Genomic DNA, 18497 nt, shown 5'->3' with positions numbered 1-18497 from the left:
CGCCGCCAGAAAGCTAAGCCTCAAACCCCGGTGTATTACCGGGGCTTAACTTTTTCTTGGCAGAGGCCGCCTCCCATTTGGGTTTGGCCGCAAATTCCCGTCCCGGTACAGGGAACCAGGTCGGCACCGCCATCGGTTCGACTAATCCTTTCCGACCGGTTGCCTTATGATGGTCTTTACCCGCTCCGGCGCTACGCGCCGCGGCTGCCCTATCCTAACGGGAATACTTCCACCTCTTTCCTGCCCTGCGCCCTCCCCGGGGACGCATATGAATCTTCCGAGTCCCGACGGAAGAGGCGATAGAGGTGTGGACCTACATCGTCGGCGGACGCCGGTTTTGGCGGCGATTGGGCTGGGTGCTCCTGGCCGCCTGTCTGCTCCTGTGTCTCTTGCCCCCTCTTCGGGCCTCTTGGCAATACCTTCTGGTGGGAGGTGCCCGACGAATCCATCCCATCTACCGGGTGGACACGGCGGAACGGAAGGTTTCGCTGTCGTTCGACGCCTGCTGGGGCGCGGAGCGCACGCCGGAGATCCTGGCCGTATTGAGGCGTCACGGGGTCAGAACCACCTTCTTCTTGGTAAACCTGTGGCTGGAAAAGTACCCGGAGCAGGCCCGGCAAATCGCCTCTGAGGGCCACGAGATCGGCCTGCATTCGGCTACTCACCCCCGTTTCACCCGGCTTACCGACGAGCAGATCGTCCGAGAACTAAGGGAGAACGCCCGCCTGATCCGGGAGATAACCGGATACCAGCCCAGGCTTTTTCGCCCTCCTTTCGGCGACTACGATGATCGCGTAATCATCCTGGTCAATCAGGAAGGATTCATTCCCGTTCAGTGGAGCATCGATTCTCTAGACTGGAAGGGCCTGAGCGCTCAGGCGATGCTGGAACGCATCAAGAAGCGGATGGCGCCCGGAAGCATCATCCTGTTTCACAATAACGGCGAACATACGCCGGAAACCCTGGATCCGCTGATAAGCCACCTCAAGGACGCGGGATACAGCATCGTACCCGTTTCGGAGCTCATTTACCATGACCACTATTATATCGATCTGGAAGGGGTGCAGCGTCGGGCAGCGGAATAGTCGGGCAGTCCGCGGCGTGCTTGCCGCCAGGCCTCCCTCCGAACGTGCCTGCCCTGCCGGGGCACGCCAAGGGCGCTAACCGGAGAACGAAGGTTGACCGGGCCACGCGGGGAGAGGTTAAGGGGAACCGGGTGTGGGAAGTCAGGTCGACCCCGGTGAGGCCGGGACAGACTGGGGTTAACCCGGGGACAGGTTGTCTAGGCGGGCCGGGTGGTTTATGCTACAATAGGACCCAGCAAGAACATACTTCTACAAGGAGAAGGTCTTGGTTAAGGGACGGCCGGAAGCACCGCTGGTTAGGGCGCTGGTGGAGCACGTAGCCCGCGATTACTATCCCGGGCATTTCCCGGCTCATAAGGGCGGCAAGGCGTGGCCGGGGTGGTGGCGGAGGCTGGTAGGGGATAAGCTGGCGGCTCTGGATCTCACCGAACTGCCGGGTCTGGACGATTTACACCACCCCCAGGGGCCTATCGCCCGGGCCCAAGAGCTAACGGCCCGACTTGCCGGCGCCGGCCGCAGCTATTTCCTGGTGAACGGGACTACGGTGGGACTGCTGGCGGCGCTCCTGGGACTGTCGCGGCCGGATGAGCCGGTGCTCGTTCCCCGGTGCGGCCACCGCAGCCTGGTAGGTGCGGCCATATTGGCCGGCATTCGGCCCGTATTCTTGAGGGATGCGTTCGACCGGACCTGGGATTTACCGCTGGGCATAGATCGGGCAGAAGCGGAGTCCGCCCTTGCCTCCCATCCGGGATGCAGACTCTTGGTCCTTGTCTATCCTACCTACGAGGGTGTGGCCTGGGAGATCGGGCCGCTGATCGAGTGGGCACATTCGCTGGGAATGACGGTGGTGGTAGACCAGGCCCACGGAGCCCACTTTGGAAAGCACCCGCGATTTCCGCCCTCGGCCCTGGACCTGGGCGCCGATGTGGTGGTAGAGGGCTGGCACAAGACCCTTGGTTCCCTCACCCAGACGGCGGTACTGCACCTGCGTCACGGGCTGGATGAGGGGGGGAGAGTAGTCCGGGCGCTTGATCTTCTCCAGAGCACCAGCCCCTCCTATCCGCTTCTGGCCTCCCTGGACGCCATGCAGGCCCACCTGGCCCGGCGGGGAGCCGCAGCCTGGGAGGAGGCCCTGGCGGCGGTCGACGAGCTGCGAGGCTGGCTGAAGGCCAGACCAGAGTTTGAACTCTGGGAGGGGCCGGGGGGAGAATGCCGCGATCCTCTGCGGCTGGTGATTTCGGCGGCCCCTCTGGGCGTAGAGGGCCGAGCTCTGGCCGAGATCCTGCGCGAAGAAGGCCGGGTGCAGGTTGAGGCCTGGGGCAGGCGCCACGTATTGCTGCTTTTCAGCCTGGCCGACGGCGCCTGGTCGATACCTAGCGTGAGGCAGGCTTTTTCGGTCCTACTGAGCCGACCGCTGGTAGCCAAGCCCCGAGCCGGGGTGGTGGGTTATGAGCCCCGTCCCGGCAGGCCGGTTCTCACCCCGCGTGAAGCGTTCATGGCTCCCCATCGGTGGGTGCCTCTGGACGCTGCCGCCGGGGAGATTGCGGCCCAGGCCCTGGTTCCGTATCCGCCGGGCATCCCGCTCTGTTGGCCGGGAGAATTGATAGGTGAGGATTTGGTGGCCTACCTCCGGGAGTTGCAGGCTTGGGGGCACGCCATTCAGGGCCTTACGGATGAAGGTGAGGTAGCGGTAGTCGGTGAATAGGGAGCAGGGTCGCATGCCTCTTCCCGGGCGGCTTATTTCTCTGGAGGGGATAGACGGCGTCGGGAAGACTACCCAGACCGAGCGGTTGGGGCTTTACCTCAGGGCCTGCGGGTTACGGGTACTGGTAACGCACGAGCCGGGAGGAACCGAACTGGGAGAGGCGCTGAGGGAAGTGGTACTCGGCCGTCGCCTGGGTACGGTGGCGCCGGCGGCCGAGTTGTTCCTGTACTCGGCGGCGCGGGCCGAGCACGTGGCTAAGGTAATCCGCCCGGCCCTGGCGGAGGGCCGGGTGGTGGTGTGCGACCGCTACACCCTGTCCACCCTTGCCTACCAGGGTTACGGGCGGGGTCTTGATCTGGCCGAGTTAGAGGCGGTCAACCGCCTGGCCACCGGAGGCTTGGAGCCCGATCTTACCCTGCTCTTGGATATGCCTGCCCGGGAGGCGCTGCGGCGCCTGGTTACGGCGGGACGCAAGGCGGATCGCCTGGAAGCAGAGGGAAGCGAATTCCTGGAGACGGTGCGCAGGGGCTATTTGACATTGGCCAGGCAGTTCCCGGAGCGGGTGGCGGTGATCGAAGCCCTCGGACCTCCGGACGAGGTCTTCGTCCGGGTGAAGAACAAGGTAGAGGCCTTTCTGGAAAGGAAAGGGTGGTCATGACTCTGGCCGCTCTGTACGGGCAGGAGGTTGCCAAGGAGCAGCTGCGGCGGGCCTTGGTTGAGGGCCGGATAACCCACGCCTACCTTTTTGCCGGGCCTCCGGGCGCAGGCAAGAAGACCGCGGCTCTGGCCTGGGCCCAGGCTCTCAATTGCCCCTACTCCCGGCAGGGGGACGCCTGCGATTTCTGTCCGGCCTGCCTCAAGCTCAGGGAGCGTTCGCACCCGGATCTGCTTTGGATAGAGCCGGCCGGCCAGAGCCTAAAGCTGGAGCAGCTCCAGGAGGTGCGCCGGCGGGCGGTCTATCCCCCTCACGAGGGGCGGTACCTGTTAGTGGTGCTGGTGCGGGCGGAGGAGCTTACCCCGGAAGCGGCCAATGCCTTGTTGAAGCTTTTGGAAGAGCCGACCGCCCCGATGGTCTTCGTTTTGGTTAGTGACCGCCCGGAGGATCTACTGCCCACGATACGTTCGCGTTGCCAGACGGTGCGCTTTGGCCCCTTGCCGCGGGCGGCGGTGTTGAGCTTTCTGGCCGACCGGGGATTCGAAGGGCCGCAGGCGCAGTGGGCGGCGGCCCTGGCCGGAGGGAACCTGGAGCGGGCAAAGAAGCTTGTGAGCGGGGACCCCAAGCGGTCGGTTATGCTGAGGATTTGGTCCGGTGTTTGGCAGGCTCCGGCGCGGCAGAGATTAGAGCTGGCCCAAGAAATGAGAGAATGGGAGGGCCGGGAGGTCGTCGAAACCTTCCTGGATTGGCTGCGCGACGCCTGGGTGTGGCAGAGGACCGGCCGGAAGGACCTCCTGCACCATCCAGACCTGCCGGAGCACCTTCCTCGGCGGTTGCCTTCGCCTGAGAAGCTGGCCGCCCTCCGGCGTCGCCTGGTGGGTGCGCGTAAGGCTCTGGACCAGAACGTCCAGCGGCAGCTACTGTGGGAGGTGCTGCTCTTGCGCTGGCCACAGATAGGGTTGGAAGAAGGGAGAAGCGGAAGTGGTAAGGATAGTAGGGGTCCGGTTCCGGCGAGCCGGAAAAATATACTACTTTGATCCCGGGGAGCAGGAGTTGGCCGTAGGCGATAAGGTGCTGGTGGAAACGGTTCGCGGGCTGGAATACGGAGAAGTGGTGGTGGGTACCAAGGCGGTATCCGAGGAGGAAATAGTCACTCCCTTACGGCCGGTAATCAGGAGGGTTACCGCCGAGGACCAGGAGGTGCTGCGGAGTAATACTGCCCTGGAAAAGGAAGCCTTTGCCATTTGCCAGCAGAAGATACGGGAACACGGCCTGCCCATGAAGCTGGTGGGAGCGGAGTATACCTTCGACCGCAGCCGGCTGACCTTCTACTTTACGGCCGAAGGGCGGGTAGACTTTCGCCAGTTGGTCCGGGATCTGGCGGCGGTTTTCCGCACCCGTATCGAGCTGAGGCAGATAGGGGTACGGGACGAGGCCAAGCTCCTGGGTGGATTGGGCGGCTGTGGCCGCGAACTCTGTTGTGCTTCCTTCCTGGGTGAGTTCGATCCGGTTTCCATCCGCATGGCCAAGGATCAAAACCTTTCCCTCAACCCGGTCAAGATCTCCGGCATTTGCGGCCGCCTCATGTGCTGCCTGCGCTTCGAGAACGACCTTTACGAGGAGGCCCGAAACGGCTACCCGGAGATCGGACAGAGGGTGCTTCTGGAGTCCGGTCCGGGCCGGGTTGTAGGGATCAACGTGGTCAAAGGGACGGTTACGGTAGAACTGGAGGAGAGCAAGGTCGCAGTGGAAGTACCCCGGGAGGAAGTGGGGCAGGTTGAAGAGCAGCCTGACGGAGGCCTTGGCCCAGATTGAGGGCCGGCTGGCCGGCTTGTTGGCCGAGGTCCAGGAACTGCGTTCCCGCATTTGGGGTCTAGAAGAAGAGAACCGGAACCTGCGGGCCCAGCTCTACAGCGGCTACCACCGGCCCGGACCGGAGCAGGGGGTGGTTTCGCTGCGCGAGTTGTACCGCGAGGGCTACCATATTTGCCCGCCCTATTTTGCCCGTCCCCTAAACTACGGCATGGGCTGCCTCCTCTGTCTGGCCCTGCTGGCCCGCCTGGGGAGGGAGGAGGGAAATGAGCAGGCGCAGACCTAGTTCGGCCGAGGGCATCGGCAGCAGCGGAAGCCCGAAGCGGCAAGACCCGGCCGGGGAAAACCCCGAAGGGGGGATTTCCCCCGGCCGGTTATTTGTTTGCCCCACGCCGATAGGCAATCTAGAAGATATTACCATCAGGACCCTGAAGGTCCTGCGGCGGGTGGACCTGATTGCCGCCGAGGATACGCGCAAGGTGAAGGTCTTGCTGGAGCGCTATCGCGTGCGGCGGGTGCCGGTGGTGAGTTACCACCGACACAACGAAGAGCAGCGGGTGGGCTACATACTGGAGTACCTTCGTCGCGGCAGAGACGTGGCCCTCTTGAGCGAGGCGGGGACTCCGGGCATATCCGACCCGGGAGAAAGGGCAGTAAGGGCCGCCATCCGGGAAGGCATTCCGGTAGAGGCCCTCCCCGGACCGACGGCGTTTGTCCCGGCGCTGGTGGTCTCCGGTCTTTCCACCCGGCGCTTTGCCTTCGAAGGATTTCTGCCGCGTCAAGCCGGAGCGCGGAGGAAATACCTGGAGAGCCTGGCAGACGAGGAACGGACCCTGGTCTTTTATGAAGCGCCCCACCGTTTGCAGGAAACCTTGGCAGACCTGCTGGCGGTGCTGGGGGACCGGCAGGCGGCGGTGGCGCGGGAACTGACCAAGTTGCACGAGGAGGTGTTGCGGGGGTCAGTATCAGAGCTGCTGGACCATTTCACCGTCAACCCTCCTCGAGGGGAAGTAGTGGTCGTAATCGAGGGGTGCCGGCCGCCAGAAGATGTAGACTGGGAACAAGTGCTTCGGGAGGTGAAAAGGCAACGAGAGGCGGGCGTCCCTTTTTCGGAAGCGGTCAGGAGGGTAGCGGCCGAGGCCGGTGTTCCCCGGCGAGAGCTGTACCGCCTAGCCCTAAAGGCCGAAGCGGCCCCGGATTCGGAGCCGCTTCGATAACCTTCTATAGCTTGTCCACCCTAAACAGCTTGCGAAGCCATCAGACTGAGGCATTCCCGACAGACGTTCTTTCCCCGGAAGTGGGTGATCTCCTCGGCATTACCGCAGAAAATGCAGGCAGGCTGATACTTCTTCAGTATGATCTTCTCCTGATCCACGTAAATCTCCAGCGCGTCCTTCTCCTCGATACCTAAAGTCCGCCGCAGCTCAATGGGGATCACTACCCGGCCCAGCTCGTCCACCTTCCGTACGATACCCGTCGACTTCATCATGTTCTCCTCTCCCTTGGCAAACATATTTCGACAGTCTTTACTACTATCGTACCAGCGTTTGCATTTAAAGTCAATAGTTTCCTACCCAACTTGACAGCTCTTTTTTTGGTGCTATGATAAATAAAGTAAAAAGGAGGACGGGTGCGGTGGCCGAACCCTTTTACGTTACCACGCCTATTTACTACCCCAGCGACCGGTTGCATATCGGGCACGCCCTTACCACCACCATGGCCGATACCCTGGCCCGTTACAAGCGGATGCGCGGCCATGAGGTCTGGTTCCTTACCGGTTCGGACGAACACGGTCTGAAGATCCAGCGCAAGGCCCTGGAGGCCGGGGTGAAACCGCAGGAGTACGTGGATCGAATCGTCGCCACCTTTCAGGACCTGTGGCGGCGTTTAGGAATATCCTACGACGATTTCCTGCGCACTACCGAGCCCCGCCATCAGCAGGCGGTACAACAACTGTTCCTGAAGTTGCGGGAGCAAGGTGACATCTATAAATCTACCTATGAAGGTTGGTACTGCACGCCCTGTGAAACCTTCTGGACGGAGACCCGATTGGTAGACGGATGCTGCCCGGATTGCGGGCGGCCGGTGGAACGGGTGACGGAAGAGGGATACTTCTTCCGGCTAGGCAAGTATGCCGATCGCCTGCTGCAATTCCTGGAAGAGAATCCGGACTTCGTCCAGCCGGCCTCGCGCTACAACGAAATGGTGAGCTTCGTGCGCGGCGGCCTGGAGGACCTCTGCATTTCCCGCACCACCTTCGACTGGGGGGTGCCGGTGCCGGGAGATCCCAGGCACGTGGTCTACGTTTGGTTCGACGCCCTCACCAACTACATCTCCGCCCTGGGGTGGGGGAGCTCTCAGACCGACAAGTTCGAACGCTATTGGCCGGCGGCCACCCACCTGGTGGGAAAGGATATCGTGCGCTTTCACGCCGTTATTTGGCCCATTATGCTCATGGCGGCGGGGGTTCAACCTCCGAGGCGGGTGTTCGGACACGGCTGGCTGATGGTCGGCGGGGGGAAAATGTCCAAGTCAAAGGGGAACGTTGTGGATCCGGTAGTACTGATCGAAAGATACGGGGCGGATGCCATCCGCTACTTCCTGCTCCGGGAGCTTCCCTACGGAGCCGACGGCTACTATTCCGAGGAGGCCCTGGTAGAACGGTACAACCGCGACCTGGCCAATGACCTGGGCAACCTCTTCAGCCGCACCCTGGCCATGATCGAGCGCTACACTCAAGGCGTGGTGCCTGTGCCCGGTGCTTCCACCCGCATGGAAACCGATCTGGCCGAGACGGCAGCGCGGGCGGTAGAGCGGGTGGAGCAGGAACTCGAGCGTTTTGATTTTGCCGGAGCCCTGGCGGCAATCTGGGAACTGGTGGCCAGGGCCAACAAGTACGTGGACGAAGCGGCGCCGTGGAACCTGGTCCGCGAGGGGCAAGTCGAGCGCCTGCATACCGTTCTCTATAACCTGGCCGAGGGCTTGAGGGTGCTCACCGTCCTCCTGTCCCCATTCCTGCCCGGTCTCCCGCCTCGGGTATGGCCGCAGCTGGGTCTGGAGGACGCGCAGCAGCTGCAGACCTGGGAGAGTGCCCGCAAGTGGGGGATCCTTCCTCCGGGAACGGCAGTCAATCGCGGGCCCGCGCTATTCCCACGAAAGGAGGAACCGACGATGCCCTCTACAGTCACTCCCGGCCCCTCGCCGGGTCAGGAGAAGGCGGCCGCCGGGCAAACCATAAGTATCGAGGAGTTCGGCCGGCTGGACCTCCGCGTTGCCGAGGTGGTTCAGGCGGAAAAGGTGCCCGGGGCCGACCGCCTGCTGAAGCTGGTATTGAGGCTGGGGCAGGAGGAACGAACCGTGGTGGCCGGGATTGCCCAGTACTACCGGCCCGAGGACCTGGTCGGCCGGCTGGTAGTACTGGTGGCCAATTTGGCGCCGGCCAAGGTGAGGGGCATTTGGTCACAGGGAATGATTCTGGCGGCAACCCAGGGTGAAACCGTGAGCCTCCTGACCGTGGATCGACCCGTTGCCGGCGGCAGCAAGGTTCGCTAGGACGGGGTGGGAGCGTGCTCGTAGACAGTCACGCCCACCTCGACGATCCGCGTTTCGGCGCCGAGTTGCCGGAGGTAATCGAACGGGCCCGAGCTGCCGGAGTCACGTGGATAATCACCGTGGGAACGGATCTCGCCTCTTCCCGAGAGGCGGTGAACCTGGCCCACCGCTACCCCATGGTCGCAGCGGCGGTGGGCTTTCACCCCCACGAGGCCCGACATTTTCGGGAACAGGACCTGGAAGCGCTGGCCGAACTGGCGCGCGATCCCAGGGTAGTGGCCATCGGGGAGATCGGGCTCGACTATTACTACAACCGCTCGCCCCGCGAAGTTCAGCTCAGGGTTTTTGATCTCCAGCTCCGCCTGGCCCAAACCCTGGGGCTGCCGGTGATCGTGCACAACCGGGAGGCCCACCGCGACACGGAAACCCTCTTGGAACGGGTGGGACCGGGTCTGGCGGGTGTGATCCACTGCTTTTCCGGGGATGCGGCCATGGCCGGCCGCCTGGTCAAGCGAGGGTTTTACCTTTCCTTTGCCGGGCCGGTTACGTTCCCGAGGACCGAAGAGCATTATCGCCGGGTGCTGGCCGCCGTGCCTCCCGGCCGCTTCCTGGTGGAAACCGACTCTCCGTACTTGAGTCCCGTGCCCTATCGCGGTCAGCGCAATGAGCCGGCACGGGTGAAACTGGTAGCGGAGCGCCTGGCGGAACTGCTGGAGACGGACACGGAAGAAGTCATTGGGGTCACGGGTGGGGCAACTGCCAACCTTTTTCATCTTTCTCGATTGGAGCAGGAGGAATCTGCAGGCCAAAAGGCGAAATGAATGTGACAGATTACGGCAGACTGGCGGGGAGGCTGAAGCCGACACCTCCCCTACGGAGGGCAGACGACCCCGGTGCGAAGCTCAAGACCTCTAGGCCTGGTAATGGTGGGACTGACCGTAGGCGTCATAGTCGCCTACGGTTGCTGGGCGCGAAACGATGTCTGCCTGGCGGTGGACGGCGAAGAACGCAGGTTAGCCACCTTTGCCGGGTCGGTGGGCGAACTGCTGGCCAGCCAAGGGGTGGTGCTGGCGCCGGAAGACGAGGTGCAGCCCGGCCGGGAGACTCCCCTTCACGACGGAATGCGGGTGGAGGTAATCCGTTCCGGACCGGTGACCCTGGAAATAGCAGGGGAGACCCGAACCGTTCGCACCGTACCGGTGACCGTGGGCCGACTGCTGGCGGCTCAGAATGTGGCCCTGGGGCCGGAAGACCGGGTGGAACCCGCACTGGAGTCCACGGTAGGCCCGGGGGATACCGTAAAAGTGGTACGGGTGAAAACCGAGGAGGTAGCGGTTAACGAGGTCATTCCTTTTTCTACCCGGCGCCAAACGGTGTCCTACCTGCCCAAGGGCCATACCAAGGTGCTGCGGGCCGGCCGAGAGGGACTGCAGCAGAGGGTGTGGCGGGTTACGTACGCCAACGGCGAAGTGGTTGCCAAAGAAGAGATCGGGGTAACGGTAATCCGGGCGCCGGTGGAAAAGATAATCGCCGTGGGTACCGGCTCCGCTCCCGCAGGGCTAACGCTGGCCGCTCGTGGCGCGCCGGATTCCTACCGGGAAGTGCGGGAGATGGTGGCCACGGCCTACGCACTGCATAGCCGGACCGCCACCGGAACCAGGCCCAAACGGGGTACGGTGGCGGTGGACCCAAGGGTGATTCCTCTGGGCACGCGCCTCTACGTGGAGGGCTACGGTTACGGTCGGGCCGAGGACGTGGGCAGCGCTATCAAGGGCGACCGGATAGACGTGTACTTTGAAGACCCCGATCAGGCGCGACGGTGGGGCCGGCAACGGGTGAAAGTGTACATACTGGATTGAGCCGGGGAGGTGGAACGCCTCCCTATTTAGTTTTGCCACAGCTTAACTTTGCCCCGGAAATGGATATCGACTATAATGGTTTAGGGACGTGGCCGCCGAAATACTGCCTCCAGAAGTTGACCTGGCTTCTCCTGCGGTCACCCGGGCGGTGGTTAGGCGCTTTAACCTCCGGCCCCGGCCCAGGCGAGGGCAACACTTCTTGGTCAGCCGGGAAACGGTCCGCCGCATCGTAGCCGCCGCCGACCTCGGCCCTGACGACGTAGTGGTCGAGGTGGGTTCGGGGCTGGGAACCCTTACCCGCGCGCTGGCCGCTACGGCCGGCCGGGTGGTGGCCCTGGAGGTCGATGCCGGGCTGCTTCCGGTTCTGGGCTATACCGTGGGAGCCTTGGCCAACGTGCGGATAGTCCTGGCCGATGTGCGGCGGACCAGCTTGAGCGGCCTGGCCCGCGAGGAAGGGGCGACCCGATTCAAGGTGGTTGCTAACCTTCCTTACTACCTGACGTCGGCTTTCCTGCGGCAACTGCTGACCCGCGAGCCGGGTTTCACCCTGGCGGTGCTGACCGTCCAGCGGGAGGTAGCGGAGCGGCTGCTGGCGGTCCCGGGAAGCAAGGCCTACGGACTCCTGACCGTCGCGGTCAGCTACTTTGCGGAGGTCCGCCGCATTGCCGAGGTGGGTCGGGAAAAGTTCTGGCCCCGACCGGAGGTTGATTCCACCGTGGTAAGACTGGTAAGACGGTCTCAACCACCGGTAGAAGTGGGGGATGAAGAGTTCTTCTTCGGATTGGTGCGCGCCGGCTTCGGCCGGCGGCGCAAGATCTTGCTCAACGCCCTGGAGGCCGGGTTGGGGCTGCCCAAGGAAAGGGTAAGGGCGGTCTTATCCGAGCAGGGCTTTTCCGAAACCTGCCGGGCCGAGGAGCTGAGCCTGGAAGATTATGCGGCCCTGAGCCGGGCTTTTATTAGATATAGAAAGGGCGGATAGGCGGTGGAGTACTTCATCAGTCCCACCAAAGGCCCCTTAACCCTGGAGGAGGTTTTTTCGGACCTCGTGGCCTTCATCGACGCCAACCCCGAGGCCGAGTACCGCCTGATTATCGGTACCGACTCCCAGGTGCGGGACGAAACGTGCTTCGTAACCGCCATTATCGTACACCAGGTGGGTAAGGGTGGACGCTACTACTATCGGCGGCGTATCCACCGCCGTTTGGCCAGCCTGAGGCAGCGCATTTTTTACGAGGCCTCCTTAAGTCTGGAAACCGCCAGTTTTCTGGCCCAAAAGCTGGCGCTGAACGGGCACAGTGAGCTCAACGTGGAGATCCATCTGGACGTGGGCACCAGCGGCCAGACCAGGGACCTGGTGCGAGAGATAGTGGGAATGGTGGTGGGCAGCGGTTTTGATGCCAAGATAAAGCCGGACTCCTGCGGGGCCACCAAGGTGGCCGACAAGCACACCAAGTAGGGGCCCGGTGACGGGGTTTGGGGAACGTCCCCCCTGGGCAATACTTTATCCCAGGGGGGATTTGTTTTGGTGAAGTCTGGTCGGGCTAACTGGCGTCGGCTTCAAGCCAGGTTACGCATGTACAGCCTCTTCCTGCGTGTGGCGCGCAAGATGCTGGAGCAAAGGAGCTAAAGGGCGAAAACGTGATTGCCGTATCGGGCAACAATGGTTCGCGACCAGACCCAGCGGTTGCTCGATTTGGCCGGGTTCCAGTAGTAGAGGGCGCCTCCGGTGGGGTCCCAGCCCCGGAGGGCGTCCCTCGCCGCGCGCATGGCGGTGGCGTCGGGGGTCAAGTAGATCTGTCCATCGGCCACGGCGGTGAAGGCTCCGGGCTGAAAGATGATCTGAGAAATGCGATCGGGAAAAGCCGGGTGCTCCAGCCGGTTGAGTACCACGGCGGCCACCGCCACCTGGCCCACATACGGTTCCCCGCGGGCCTCGGCGTAAACCAGACGCGCCAGCAAGTAGAGGTCGGAAGAAGTCCAGGAAGGTTGGGACTGGCCGCTTCGGCTGGCCAGGCTCCGGGTGGTTCGGGTCGGTATCCAAAGGGTCTGGCCCGGATAGAGTAGGGTGCTCCGGAGGCCGTTGGCCCGCTGGATGGCAGCTACCGTACTTTCGGTGCTTCGGGCAATTCGGTAGAGGGTATCTCCCGGTCGCACGCGGTAGCTAAAGCCCCCGTCTGACCTCAACCACAACTTCTGACCGGGTTTGATCACCGTACTGGTTAGCCGGTTGTCCTGCATAATGGTACTCACGCTCAACCCGTTGCCGATTCCTATCCCAAAAAGAGTATCACCGGGCTGAACGGTGTAAACCCAACCTGTTGCCGCCAGAGCCCAGCTTCCGGGTAGCAAGAGCCACAGCAGTAGGAATCCCATCACGGCGACAGCAGCCTTGTGCATGGACCTCCCTCCTTCGAGCGCGAAAAGTGCCAACTCCAAAGCCAGAGACCGGTTGGCACAATTATACGCTTTGCGCCACGGCCACGCATTAGGGAGTTGTTGGCAGCATACTGACTCTTGACATGGGGTGGATGTTGCGGCTAGAATAAACCAAAGTGGGAGGAAGGTGGCAGCAGTGGCGGCAAAGAAGGTATTGGCGGAAATCCGCCAGGACCTGGAGGCCTGTATAGGTAAAAAGGTGAGATTGCAGGCCAACCGGGGCCGGAAGAAAGTTGTCGAGCGGGTCGGCGTGCTAGAGCAGACCTACCCCCATATCTTCGTGGTAAAGCTGGACGAAAAGGGGGACTCCGTTCGGCGGGTGTCCTACAGCTACATCGACGTGCTCACCGAAACCGTGAAGTTAATTCCCTATTCGGAGGAAGAAGAATAGGCATCCCTGAAGACGCAGGAAGCAACTGAGGTTCGTCCGCCTCTGGGACGAACCTCAGTTTTTATCCTTCATCCGGGCCGGAAAGCAAGCCGCGACGGTCGCGCAGGTGGAAAACCAGGACCCGTATCATATCCATTATCAGCTGTAGCTCTTGAGGGGGGCAGTCACTCAGTAGTGCCAGCAATTCGCGCCGTAGGTCCCCCGTCTGGTCCTCGTAGGTGGGTGTCTCCCCGACCAGGTACTCTACGCGCGTGTGCATGGCTTCGGCCAAACGCTTGAGCGTCCGCAAGGACGGAGTCTTTTCGCCTCGTTCCACTTGGCCTATGTAGCTGTAGTGGAGGTTGGCCCTCTCCGCCAGTTGTTCCTGAGTAAGACCCAGACTTATACGCAGGGAACGTAAACGCCCGCCCAGCTGAGTTGGCTCCTTCTTTTCTGGCACTCGGACCACCTGTGGTAACATTAGACGGAAACAGGGCGGATGTAAAGTCGCCAAGAGTGCAGATCGATATTGACTACTAGTATAGTGACCAGTATAATCGGTATGTGGTACAATCTGACCGTAAGAGCGAAGCGGAGCGGGAAACTTCTGAAGTAAAGGGGTGTGGTGGGGCGGTTGCCCCGAGAGCCGTGTTCTGTAAGCGGTGTCCGCACTGTGGTGGCACGTCCTACTCGGCATCGCCGTACTCCACATGGATTTGCCCGTACTGCGGGGCAGATCTGACTGCAGTAGAGGCGGAAGTGGCGGCGGGTCAGGCGAGACGAGACAAGTAGGTGACATGTAAAGCACGGGACCAGAACCCTCGACCGGGTAGGAAATGGCCCGGTCGCATTTTTTCTTGCCGGTACCGGGCCTGTCCAGAACGGTGTTCCACGAGAAGGATTCCTCCCCGCCAAGGACGAAATAACAGTGTCAACCGTCCCCGGCTACATATAGGCAAGGCTCGTTATCCGTGGCCGGGTTCGGGGTGAGATGCGGTAAGAAGGGGGAACGGATCGGTATGGCTTATGACCCCACCAGGTTGGCCGACTGGCAAATCGCCGACGAAGCGGAGAAGAACATGCCTGCTCCGGAGGAATGGCGTGAGCGGCTGGGGCTGCAAAAGGACGAGATCATTCCTTACGGAAGGATCTGCCGACTGGATTACCTCAAGGTTTGGCAGCGGTTGAAAGACCGGCCCAACGGCAAGTACATCGACGTCACCGCCATCACCCCTACCCCGCTGGGCGAAGGCAAGACTACCACCACCATGGGGCTGTTGGAAGGGCTGGGCAGGCGGGGCAAGAACGTGGGCGGGTGCATCCGTCAACCTTCAGGCGGACCCACCATGAACATTAAAGGTACGGCCGCGGGCGGGGGGAACGCCCTGCTGATCCCCATGACCGAGTTCTCTCTGGGCCTTACCGGAGACATTGACGCCATAACCAACGCCCACAACCTGGCCATGGTGGCCCTAACCGCCCGCATGCAGCATGAGGCCAACTACGATGACGCCGAGTTGGCCAAGCGCAGGCTCCGGCGCCTGGACATAGATCCCAGGCGGGTAGAGATGGGCTGGGTGATGGACTTCTGCGCCCAGGCTCTGCGCAACATAATCATCGGTATCGGCGGCAAGCAGGACGGCTTCATGATGTCCTCTCGTTTTCAGATCTCAGTCAGCTCGGAATTGATGGCCATTCTGGCCGTGGCCCGGGACCTAAAAGACTTGCGTGAACGGCTGGGCAAGATAATAGTGGCCTTTGACCGCCGGGGTAACCCGGTTACCACTGAGGACCTGGAAGTGGCCGGGGCCATGGCCGCCTGGATGCGCAACAGCATTAATCCCACGTTGATGTGCACGGTAGAGTACCAGCCCTGCCTGGTGCACGCCGGGCCGTTTGCCAACATCGCGGTAGGGCAGTCCTCGATTATCGGCGATTACATCGGGCTCAAGATGTTCGACTACCACGTGACCGAGAGCGGCTTCGCCGCGGACATCGGCTACGAGAAGTTCTGGAACGTGAAGTGCCGGCTCAGCGGACTGGTTCCGGACGTGGCGGTAGTGGTGGCCACCATCCGGGCCCTCAAGATGCACGGCGGCGGGCCCAAGGTGGTTCCCGGCCGGCCGCTGCCCGACGAATACACCCGGGAGAACCTGCCTTTGTTGGAGAAGGGTGTGGAGAACCTGCTGCATCACGTCAACATCGTGAAGAAGTCCGGAGCCAATCCGGTGGTGTGCCTCAACTCCTTCTACACCGATACTAAGGACGAAATCGCCCTGGTGCGCCGGCTGGTGGAGCAGGCGGGAGCGCGCTGTGCCGTGTCCGAACACTGGCTTAAGGGCGGAGAAGGAGCTCTGGAGCTGGCGGACGCGGTTATGGATGCCTGCAAGGAGCCGGTCGATTTCAAGTTTCTGTACCCACTGGATATGCCGTTCCGGCAGCGGGTGGAGGTTATTGCCAAGGAAGTGTACGGCGCCGACGGTGTGAGCTGGACCCCGGAGGCGGAGGCCAAGGCCAAGTGGGTGGAGTCCAATCCGGAAATGCGGGATTTTGCCACCATGATGGTCAAGACCCACCTGAGCCTCAGCCACAACCCCGACCTCAAGGGGGTTCCCAAGGGTTGGGTGCTGCCCGTCCGCGACGTATTGATTTTTGCCGGTGCCAAGTTCGTCTGCCCGGTGACCGGGGCCATCAGCCTCATGCCCGGGACCAGTTCGGATCCGGCCTTCCGCCGGGTGGACGTAGACGTAGAGACGGGCAAGGTGAAGGGGCTTTTCTAGCTTTCGGGCAAGCAGAAAGAACGGGGGGTCTCGGAACCGTCGCCCGGGGCCCCTTCCTGCTTGGAGGCTTGGAGCGTGGACTGGGACTATAACCCCCGCATAATGGAGCTCGCCAATCGGACTGAGGCGGAGACCGCGCTGCGCTCGATAGGGGTGGAGGAAGCCGGGGTGGCCATCATGGCTCCCAAGGCCGTGCACCGGGTGATAAAGGTGGAGAATATTCCCCTGCGGGCCGCCCACATCCTCAAGCAGGAAATGCTGTCCCTGGGAGGCGAGGCGGCGGTAAGTCGCGAAGTCATGGCGCTTACCGCGGATAAGAGCGAAGTCATTCTTATGGGCACCCTTCGACAGTTCGAGCGCCTCACGGAGAAGCTCCGGCACCAGTACTTCGGCCTGCCGAGCCTGGCAGAGCAGCTATCGGCCCTGCTCCGGCACGCGGAGGGCAGGCCGGTGAGACTGCTGGATTGCCGCGGGCGACGCCTGGTGGTGGGCGAGCGGACGCTGGTGATGGGCATCCTGAACGTAACCCCCGATTCCTTTTCCGACGGGGGCCTGTACCTGGATCCGGGCAAGGCGCTGGCCCGCGCTCAGGAAATGGTGGCCGAGGGGGCCGACCTCATCGACGTGGGGGGGGTGTCTACCCGTCCTGGTCACACGCCGGTGCCGGCAGAAGAGGAATGGAGGCGCCTCGCGCCGGTGCTCGGCCGTTTGGCGGAGACGGTGGAGGCACCCATCTCCGTGGACACCTGGCGGGCAGAGGTTGCCCGGCGCGCCCTGGAAACGGGCGCCCACCTGATCAACGACCAGTGGGGTCTGCAGGCCGATCCCGACTTGGCCCGGGTGGCGGCCCGCTACGGTGCCCCGGTCATCCTGATGCATAATCAGGAACACCGCGAATATCGTGACCTGATGGGGGATATACTCCGGTTCCTGCGCCGGGGCATCGAAATTGCGGAACGCAGCGGCCTGACCCGGGACCGGCTAATCGCCGACCCGGGCATCGGTTTCGGAAAGGATACGGAGCAGAACCTGGAGGTTTTGCACCGCCTGCCGGAGCTGCGCAGCCTGGGTTTACCCATACTTATCGGCACCTCGCGAAAATCGGTAATCGGCAACACCCTGGGGCTGCCCGTGGAAGAGCGGTTGGAGGGCACGGCGGCCACCGTGGCCCTGGGCATTGCCTTCGGCGCGGACATCATCCGGGTGCACGACGTGAAGGCCATGGTGAGGGTGGCGCGTATGACCGATGCCGTGGTACGGCGGTGATGCCGATGGACAAGATTCTCCTGGAAGGTCTGCGTTTTTATGCCTTCCACGGACTGTTGCCCCAGGAGAAGCGGCGGGGCCAGGTTTTCCTGGTGGATGTAGAACTGTATCTTGACCTGGCCGCTGCGGGCCGGGAAGACGATTTGGGCCTGACCGTAGACTACGCCCGGGTATACGAATTGGTGAGAAAGACGGTGGAGGAGGACAAGTATGCCCTCCTGGAAAGCCTGGCCCAGGCGGTGGCCTCGCGCATTCTGGCTGCCTATCCGGTAGAAGAAGTGCTGGTACGGGTAAGAAAGCCGCAGCCGCCCGTAAAGGGGGACTACGCCCAGTTCGGAGTGGAGATCCGACGCCGGCGGGGCTAGGGGGAGAGCATCCGAATGGTTACCGCCTACCTGGGACTGGGGTCCAACCAGGGTGATCGGGAAAAGAACCTGGCCCGTGCCAGGCAAATGCTGGGCCTGACCCCCGGAGTGGTGCTGCGCCGGGCCTCCGGCCTTTACCTCACCGAGCCGGTGGGAAGGAAGGACCAGCCCTGGTTCCTGAACCAGGTACTGGCGGTGGACACCCTGCTCAGCGCCCGCGGTCTGCTCCATGCAGCCAAGCGCGTGGAGAGTATTATGGGGCGGGTTGCCGCCGAGCGGTGGGGGCCGCGGATAATCGACGTGGATGTGCTGCTTTACGGCAGCCAGGTCATCAAGGAGGCGGACCTCGAGGTTCCCCACGCCGGTCTGTACGGCAGGGCCTTTGTGCTTATACCATTGGCGGAAATCGCCTCGGATCTGCGCTTGCCCAACGGAAAGACGGTGGCAGAGCTGAGCCGGCAAAAATTCTCCGAGGCCGTCTTGCCGTGGCAGCCGAGTAGTGCTACAATTTACTACGGACCCCATGAACGGGCCCCGAAAGAGTACCGCTTGGATCCGTAAGGGACCGAGACGGAGGATAGGAAAAAGCCCCCGGCTTTGTCCCGGGGGTTT

At 62.5% G+C, this 18497-nt stretch carries 20 protein-coding genes; 17 read left to right on the top strand and 3 right to left on the bottom strand.

The features are described from left to right. Positions 1–305 precede the first annotated feature (305 nt). The 7 genes from NUV99_09595 to rsmI all read left to right on the top strand — a co-directional run bounded on the left by NUV99_09595 (position 306) and on the right by rsmI (position 6474). Positions 306–1085, top strand: coding sequence for a polysaccharide deacetylase family protein (locus tag NUV99_09595; GenBank protein MCR4420354.1), 780 nt, complete (start codon positions 306–308; stop codon positions 1083–1085). Positions 1086–1350: 265 nt separating this feature from the next. Continuing rightward, complete coding sequence (locus NUV99_09590; protein ID MCR4420353.1) at positions 1351–2790, top strand: hypothetical protein; 1440 nt, start codon at positions 1351–1353, stop codon at positions 2788–2790. A gap of 13 nt (positions 2791–2803) precedes the next feature. Further along, on the top strand, positions 2804–3448 hold the full coding sequence (gene tmk, locus NUV99_09585; protein ID MCR4420352.1) for a dTMP kinase: 645 nt from the start codon (positions 2804–2806) through the stop codon (positions 3446–3448). Continuing rightward, on the top strand, positions 3445–4482 hold the full coding sequence (gene holB, locus NUV99_09580; GenBank protein ID MCR4420351.1) for a DNA polymerase III subunit delta': 1038 nt from the start codon (positions 3445–3447) through the stop codon (positions 4480–4482). Before tmk ends, holB begins: the two co-directional genes overlap by 4 nt. Next, the gene (locus tag NUV99_09575) at positions 4427–5260 is read left to right on the top strand and encodes a stage 0 sporulation family protein (protein ID MCR4420350.1); all 834 of its coding nucleotides are present in this window, start codon (positions 4427–4429) and stop codon (positions 5258–5260) included. The genes holB and NUV99_09575 overlap by 56 nt, the downstream gene beginning before the upstream one ends. Beyond that, complete coding sequence (locus tag NUV99_09570) at positions 5223–5543, top strand: DNA replication initiation control protein YabA (protein ID MCR4420349.1); 321 nt, start codon at positions 5223–5225, stop codon at positions 5541–5543. The genes NUV99_09575 and NUV99_09570 overlap by 38 nt, the downstream gene beginning before the upstream one ends. Next, positions 5524–6474: a 16S rRNA (cytidine(1402)-2'-O)-methyltransferase gene (gene rsmI / locus NUV99_09565; GenBank protein MCR4420348.1), complete on the top strand. Its 951-nt coding sequence runs from the start codon at positions 5524–5526 to the stop codon at positions 6472–6474. The genes NUV99_09570 and rsmI overlap by 20 nt, the downstream gene beginning before the upstream one ends. A gap of 20 nt (positions 6475–6494) precedes the next feature. On the opposite strand, the gene NUV99_09560 is transcribed toward rsmI, so the two are convergent. Continuing rightward, the gene (locus tag NUV99_09560) at positions 6495–6743 is read right to left on the bottom strand and encodes an AbrB/MazE/SpoVT family DNA-binding domain-containing protein (GenBank protein ID MCR4420347.1); all 249 of its coding nucleotides are present in this window, start codon (positions 6741–6743) and stop codon (positions 6495–6497) included. A gap of 149 nt (positions 6744–6892) precedes the next feature. Here NUV99_09560 and metG point away from each other — a divergent pair, with 149 nt between their 5' ends. The 5 genes from metG (at position 6893) to NUV99_09535 (ending at position 12124) form a co-directional block, all read left to right on the top strand. After that, positions 6893–8809 carry a methionine--tRNA ligase gene (gene metG, locus NUV99_09555; protein MCR4420346.1) on the top strand — a complete coding sequence of 639 codons (1917 nt, stop codon included), beginning with the start codon at positions 6893–6895 and terminating at the stop codon, positions 8807–8809. A gap of 14 nt (positions 8810–8823) precedes the next feature. Continuing rightward, entirely contained in the window at positions 8824–9630 is an 807-nt protein-coding gene (locus tag NUV99_09550; GenBank protein ID MCR4420345.1) for a TatD family hydrolase, read from the top strand. A 72-nt stretch (positions 9631–9702) separates the two neighbouring features. Then, on the top strand, positions 9703–10668 hold the full coding sequence (locus tag NUV99_09545; GenBank protein ID MCR4420344.1) for a ubiquitin-like domain-containing protein: 966 nt from the start codon (positions 9703–9705) through the stop codon (positions 10666–10668). Positions 10669–10756: 88 nt separating this feature from the next. Beyond that, positions 10757–11647 (top strand): 16S rRNA (adenine(1518)-N(6)/adenine(1519)-N(6))-dimethyltransferase RsmA, encoded by an 891-nt coding sequence (gene rsmA, locus NUV99_09540; protein MCR4420343.1) that lies wholly within the window; start codon positions 10757–10759, stop codon positions 11645–11647. Positions 11648–11650: 3 nt separating this feature from the next. Continuing rightward, positions 11651–12124 (top strand): ribonuclease H-like YkuK family protein, encoded by a 474-nt coding sequence (locus NUV99_09535; protein ID MCR4420342.1) that lies wholly within the window; start codon positions 11651–11653, stop codon positions 12122–12124. A gap of 167 nt (positions 12125–12291) precedes the next feature. On the opposite strand, the gene NUV99_09530 is transcribed toward NUV99_09535, so the two are convergent. Further along, positions 12292–13065 carry a cell wall hydrolase gene (locus NUV99_09530; GenBank protein ID MCR4420341.1) on the bottom strand — a complete coding sequence of 258 codons (774 nt, stop codon included), beginning with the start codon at positions 13063–13065 and terminating at the stop codon, positions 12292–12294. Positions 13066–13240: 175 nt separating this feature from the next. Here NUV99_09530 and NUV99_09525 point away from each other — a divergent pair, with 175 nt between their 5' ends. Then, positions 13241–13495, top strand: a complete 255-nt coding sequence (locus NUV99_09525) for a Veg family protein (GenBank protein ID MCR4420340.1) — start codon at positions 13241–13243, stop codon at positions 13493–13495. Positions 13496–13556: 61 nt separating this feature from the next. On the opposite strand, the gene NUV99_09520 is transcribed toward NUV99_09525, so the two are convergent. After that, on the bottom strand, positions 13557–13934 hold the full coding sequence (locus NUV99_09520) for a helix-turn-helix domain-containing protein (protein MCR4420339.1): 378 nt from the start codon (positions 13932–13934) through the stop codon (positions 13557–13559). Between the two features lie 559 nt (positions 13935–14493). On the opposite strand from NUV99_09520, the gene NUV99_09515 reads away from it, so the two are divergent. The 4 genes from NUV99_09515 to folK all read left to right on the top strand — a co-directional run bounded on the left by NUV99_09515 (position 14494) and on the right by folK (position 18446). Next, on the top strand, positions 14494–16254 hold the full coding sequence (locus NUV99_09515) for a formate--tetrahydrofolate ligase (protein MCR4420338.1): 1761 nt from the start codon (positions 14494–14496) through the stop codon (positions 16252–16254). A gap of 102 nt (positions 16255–16356) precedes the next feature. Beyond that, positions 16357–17520 carry a dihydropteroate synthase gene (gene folP, locus NUV99_09510; GenBank protein ID MCR4420337.1) on the top strand — a complete coding sequence of 388 codons (1164 nt, stop codon included), beginning with the start codon at positions 16357–16359 and terminating at the stop codon, positions 17518–17520. Positions 17521–17525: 5 nt separating this feature from the next. Next, entirely contained in the window at positions 17526–17885 is a 360-nt protein-coding gene (folB, locus tag NUV99_09505) for a dihydroneopterin aldolase (GenBank protein MCR4420336.1), read from the top strand. Between the two features lie 15 nt (positions 17886–17900). Then, positions 17901–18446: a 2-amino-4-hydroxy-6-hydroxymethyldihydropteridine diphosphokinase gene (folK, locus tag NUV99_09500; protein ID MCR4420335.1), complete on the top strand. Its 546-nt coding sequence runs from the start codon at positions 17901–17903 to the stop codon at positions 18444–18446. Positions 18447–18497: the final 51 nt, after the last annotated feature.

It is taken from the genome of Clostridia bacterium, assembly GCA_024653205.1.
Lineage (GTDB): Bacteria > Bacillota > DSM-521 > Neomoorellales > SLTJ01 > JANLFO01.
The sequence above is the reverse complement of the archived record's forward strand: the minus strand, read 5'-3'. Positions and strand labels throughout refer to the sequence as shown.

Excerpts from the sequence above, each read along its gene's own strand:
- tmk (MCR4420352.1), top strand. The coding sequence starts at position 2,804 with ATGCCTCTTCCCGGGCGGCTTATTTCTCTGGAGGGGATAGACGGCGTC.
- holB (MCR4420351.1), top strand. The coding sequence starts at position 3,445 with ATGACTCTGGCCGCTCTGTACGGGCAGGAGGTTGCCAAGGAGCAGCTG.
- rsmI (MCR4420348.1), top strand. The coding sequence starts at position 5,524 with ATGAGCAGGCGCAGACCTAGTTCGGCCGAGGGCATCGGCAGCAGCGGA.
- NUV99_09560 (MCR4420347.1), bottom strand. The coding sequence starts at position 6,743 with ATGAAGTCGACGGGTATCGTACGGAAGGTGGACGAGCTGGGCCGGGTA.
- NUV99_09530 (MCR4420341.1), bottom strand. The coding sequence starts at position 13,065 with ATGCACAAGGCTGCTGTCGCCGTGATGGGATTCCTACTGCTGTGGCTC.
- NUV99_09515 (MCR4420338.1), top strand. The coding sequence starts at position 14,494 with ATGGCTTATGACCCCACCAGGTTGGCCGACTGGCAAATCGCCGACGAA.
- folP (MCR4420337.1), top strand. The coding sequence starts at position 16,357 with ATGGAGCTCGCCAATCGGACTGAGGCGGAGACCGCGCTGCGCTCGATA.
- folB (MCR4420336.1), top strand. The coding sequence starts at position 17,526 with ATGGACAAGATTCTCCTGGAAGGTCTGCGTTTTTATGCCTTCCACGGA.
- folK (MCR4420335.1), top strand. The coding sequence starts at position 17,901 with ATGGTTACCGCCTACCTGGGACTGGGGTCCAACCAGGGTGATCGGGAA.